This window comes from Thermodesulfobacteriota bacterium (genome assembly GCA_039028315.1).
Classification (GTDB): Bacteria; Desulfobacterota_D; UBA1144; order Nemesobacterales; family UBA2774; genus CR02bin9.
In genome coordinates, this window is record JBCCIH010000213.1 from 1 (window position 1) to 3,612 (window position 3,612).

At 38.2% G+C, this 3,612-nt stretch carries 3 protein-coding genes; 2 read left to right on the plus strand and 1 reads right to left on the minus strand.

All coding sequences use genetic code 11. The features are described 5' to 3' along the window. Window positions 1–255, minus strand: a 255-nt coding sequence (locus tag AAF462_10925; GenBank protein ID MEM7009634.1) for an NAD(P)-binding protein, incomplete at its 3' end; no start/stop codon positions are given. A 242-nt stretch (window positions 256–497) separates the two neighbouring features. Between AAF462_10925 and ptsP the strand changes: the two genes are divergently transcribed. Together ptsP and AAF462_10935 are read left to right on the plus strand one after the other, a co-directional pair. Next, a complete protein-coding gene (ptsP, locus tag AAF462_10930) occupies window positions 498–2,801 on the plus strand; it encodes a phosphoenolpyruvate--protein phosphotransferase (GenBank protein MEM7009635.1) in 2,304 nt (767 codons plus the stop codon). 51 nt (window positions 2,802–2,852) lie between these two features. Then, a partial coding sequence (locus AAF462_10935) for a site-2 protease family protein (protein ID MEM7009636.1) occupies window positions 2,853–3,612 on the plus strand: 760 nt, incomplete at its 3' end.

Below are 3,612 nucleotides of genomic sequence, written 5' to 3' on the forward strand. Positions count from 1 at the left end.
AAGACCAAAAAATCTAAAATTCTCATTCGTAGCGATTTTGTCATAAACTCTTGTAACTGATTTAATTTTCTGATGATCCGGAGCAACGCCGGAGCGCACTAGCCCATGAGGGGTAGGGAGTTTATCAAACATATCGATGGAAAAATTATGGTCCTGTTGCTTAAATAAATGCTCTGCAGCATAAAAACCCGCTGGACCAGAACCTATTACAGCAACTCTAATTTGATTATGAATATCATTCTCTTCTTGGGTCATTTTAAATATCCTGTTTATATTAAATTTAGTCTATAATTATAGAAATCAAGCTTTTTGGCTCAAAAATATACCAAATCTTACCATCTCAACTCATTTTGTATAGATTTACAAAATCCAAGCCAGTGTCACTATCTGTGAATATACGGTAGTATTATTTAGTCGCGGTATTAATTACGAACTTTATGGACTTGATTTAATAACAGTTATTCTTCAATCTTAATGTTCGGGGTCTTGATTCATCTATGAGCACTGGCAATTTAATTGACAGGGCGGATTTTCACCTGAAAATCGTCCAGGAAATAAGCGATTTAGTAAATAAATCAACGGGACTTAATACAATCCTAAAGAGGGTTGTCAATAAAGTTGCAAGCTCTCTTCATTTTGATGTCGTATCTGTATATGTGTGGGATGAAGAACAAGATCAACTATATTTAAGATCCACTAAGGGGTTATCAGTAAACCCTCTTAAGGACCCTATTACTCTTAAGCCACAAGAAGGATTGACCGGTTTAGTATTTCAGACCTCAAGACCGCTTACTGTAATGCCGGCATCAAAACATCCTCGCTATAAATATTTCCCTGAAATTGGAGAGGAAGAGTATGAGAGCTATATTGGCGTTCCGATTTTGCTCCAAAACAGATGCATCGGTGTGCTTGTAGGACAGACTAAAGATGAGAGACCTGTTAATCCTGCTGAGGAGATGCTATTTGAAATCATTGCATCACGTTTAGCAGGACTCCTAGAAGTAGCTGACAGACTTGAGAGATTAAAAACGCCTTCAATTGTTAAGCATGAAACGAGAACTTACCAAGGAAAAGGAGTTTCAAACGGTATAGCTATTGGGAATGTGTTTTTGTTCAGAGGACTGTTTCAGCAAATAAGGGCTGATGACTCTGATAAGTCAGACCCTAAAGTGGAAAAGAAAAGGGTAGAGCAGGCGCTTTTAGATGTAGAGGCGGATCTTGAAAAACTTATTAAGACCCTTGATTCGGAAAAAATACTTTCAAAAGCTGAAATTGAGATCTTCAGAGCTCACTTGTTAATGATTCAAGGCAAAACTCTTCGTAATGCCATGTTTGATAAGATCAAAAAAAAGAACATTACCGCAGAGCTGGCAGTGGTAGAGGCTATAGAAGAGATTGCCCGTCAGTTTGAAAATCTAAACGATAGGTATTTAAGAGAGAAAGCCCAGGACTTTAGAGACATCGGCGAGAGAATACTCCATGACCTTCTAAAAGTTAAAAATGGACATCAGTACTCAGCAGAGCCTGAAGAAAACTCAATTCTAATAGCAAATGATATTGGTCCTTCATTTATTTCAATGCTTTTTAAAAATGCTGTTTCAGCAGTTGTGATAGAAAAGGGCGGAGAAACATCTCATGCAGTTATTATAGCAAAATCCCTTGGAATACCTGCGGTAGTCGGAATTGATAATATATGTAACCTGATAAGACCTGGAGAAAAGTTAATTGTTGACGGAAAGACCGGGTTTATTTTTTCAAACCCTGATGAAACATTAATTTCTGAATACAAGAACACCTACTCAAGCATTATCAAAGTGCGCGAGGTAATTGACCGAGAAGGAACAGAGGTTAGAGGTGAGAAAGCTCTAGGTGTAAAGCTCAACGCAAATATTGGTTTTCCAACCGATATTGAAACCGCAAAGACTTACGATATTAATAACGTGGGACTATTTAGGACCGAGTTTGCTTTTACTCAGTATGAAAAATGGCCTAAGGTACGTGAGCAGCTTAGGATATATAAAAACTTAGCCAAAAACTTTGACGGATATATCACTGTCAGAACATTAGATATCGGGGCAGATAAACTTTTGCCTTACTTTGATTTTCCTAAAGAGGAAAATCCTCTTTTAGGACTTAGAGCAATAAGATTTTCAATGGAATACCTTGATCTATTCAAGGATCAGATTAAAGCTATTCTGCTTGCAACTAAAAAGGGATATAAATTTAAGATTATGCTTCCAATGATCACAAACCTTTGGGAAGTTGAAACCGCGAAAGATATTATCGAGGATTTAGCCAAAGAGATAGGCATTTCATCTGAAGATCTGCCCGATTTAGGCGTCATGATGGAAGTGCCGGCTATGTTATATCAACTAGATGAGTACAATGATTTAATTGATTTTCTCTCGATCGGAACAAATGATTTAATCCAGTATGTACTAGCAGTGGACCGTAACTCAAACATGGTAGGCCATTTATATTCAGCCTTTCATCCTGCTGTGCTCAGGCTGCTTAATGATGTACACCTAAAATCACAATACTTGGGCATGGACGTCTCAGTATGCGGTGAGCTTGCAGGAACACCTTCAGGGGCAATGTCTTTAATGTCTCTTGGTTATAACCAACTCAGCGTCTCTCCTGCAAATGTTCCTACGATAAGATATCTATGCAATAGAATAGATAAGGATTTACTAAATACGGTTAGACACAAAATATTAAACACCAGGAAAAAAACGGACATTGAAAGATTTATGATTGAGACTCTGGAATCTATAGACCCTGCACTTATTGAGATTGAATAATAGATGCATCTTTCCTTTTAAACTGATTAAGGTATTTTTTACAGCCTACCGATGAAAGTTAATAGAATTCAGATAATACTTTTTGTACTAACTGTAATTACCACTTTTGTAACGGGCCTATCTTTTGGCGGCACGATGCTGAGCGCCGTTTCCTTCTCGGTCGCACTTTTATTTATTTTAGGCTCTCATGAGATGGGTCATTATTATTACGGCAAGAAGTATGGAGTTGATATAACTCCTCCTTATTTTATTCCAGCGCCGCCGATAATTTCACCAATAGGAACTTTTGGAGCCTTTATAAAAATTAAATCGCCTATATCTACAAAAAGGGCATTATTCGATATTGGAATAGCAGGACCGCTTGCAGGAATAGTTGCTTCCATACCGGTCTTGATTATAGGAATTAAACTATCAACAACAGTACAAATAGAAGAGCATCTTACATCCGAAGGTGGGCTTGTTCTCGGCACACCAATTATAATGGGGCTTTTCTCTGACGTTTTCTTTGGGCCAATTCCAGAAGGATATGATTTATATCTTCACCCTGTTGCCTTTGCTGGTTGGGTAGGGTTATTTGTCACGGCGCTTAATCTAATTCCTTCGGGGCAGCTTGACGGGGGGCATATAACTTACGCACTGTTTTCAAAAAAATATCATAAGTACATTTCAATGGCGATGATAGCGCTACTTTTAATTTTTGGAATTGGGACCGAACCATTGTTACAAGCAGGAGCTAACTTATTCGGTAGCGGATTTGAGTGGTTCACTCAGAGTGTGCCGGTGCTAGAAGGATGGCCGGGCTGGATTCTAT